At 64.5% G+C, this 966-nt stretch carries 1 pseudogene; it reads right to left on the bottom strand.

Annotation, left to right across the window (positions count from 1 at the left end):
• Positions 1–966 (bottom strand): annotated as a pseudogene (locus HUK84_RS20065) (IS3 family transposase); the annotation flags it as partial.

Genomic DNA, 966 nt, shown 5'->3' with positions numbered 1-966 from the left:
CGCCAGTCCTCGATGACCGAGCGGGCGTGGGTAAGGTTGCGGAACAGATGCTCGTTGAGGCATTCGTCGCGGAACCGGCCGTTGAAGCTCTCGACAAACCCGTTCTGCTGCGGCTTGCCCGGTGCGATATAGTGCCACAGCACCGACCGCTTTTCCTGCCAGGCCAGGATCACGTTCGAGGTCATCTCGGTGCCGTTGTCACTGACGATCATCAGTGGCCAGCCGCGATGTTCCCCGATCCGGTCGAGTTCGCGGCCGAGCCGTTCGCCTGACAACGACGTATCCGCCACCAGCGCCAGGCATTCGCGCGTGTAGTCGTCCACCACTGTCAGCACGCGGAACCGCCGTCCGCTGTTCAGCGCGTCCGACACGAAATCCAGGCTCCAGCGCTGGTTTGGCCCATCGGGCAGCATCATCGGCGAGCGCGTGCCCATCGCCCGTTTCCGGCCACCACGCTTGCGGACCGACAAGCCTTCCTCGCGATACAGCCGGAACAGCTTCTTGTGGTTCATCGCCATCCCCTCCCGCTCGAGCAGGATATGCAGCCGCCGATAGCCAAACCGGCGGCGCTCCGCGGCCAGTTCGCGCAGGCGCACCCGTGCAGCCTCTTCGGCCGGACGGCGTGACGCATACCGCCAGGTCTTCGGATCGATGCCGATTCGGCAGGCCCGCCGCTGCGAATAGTCTTTCTCCCGGATCGCCCAGGTCACGGCCTCTCGCCGCAAACCGGGCGTCACGAGTTTTTTGCCAGCAGTTCCTTCAGCGTCGAGACGTCCATCACGCTCTCCGCCAGGAGCCGCTTCAGCTTCGCGTTCTCTTCTTCAAGAGCCTTGAGCCGCCGCGCTTCCAACACCTCCAGCCCACCGTATTTCGATCGCCAGGTGTAGAACGTCGCATCGCTGATCCCGTGCCTGCGGCACAGATCCGCAGCCGTGGCACCCGCCTGATGCTCCTTCAGGATCCCGA

This window comes from Nguyenibacter vanlangensis (genome assembly GCF_013376155.1).
Lineage (GTDB): Bacteria > Pseudomonadota > Alphaproteobacteria > Acetobacterales > Acetobacteraceae > Gluconacetobacter > Gluconacetobacter vanlangensis.
This window is presented reverse-complemented; position numbering and strand designations above follow the sequence as displayed.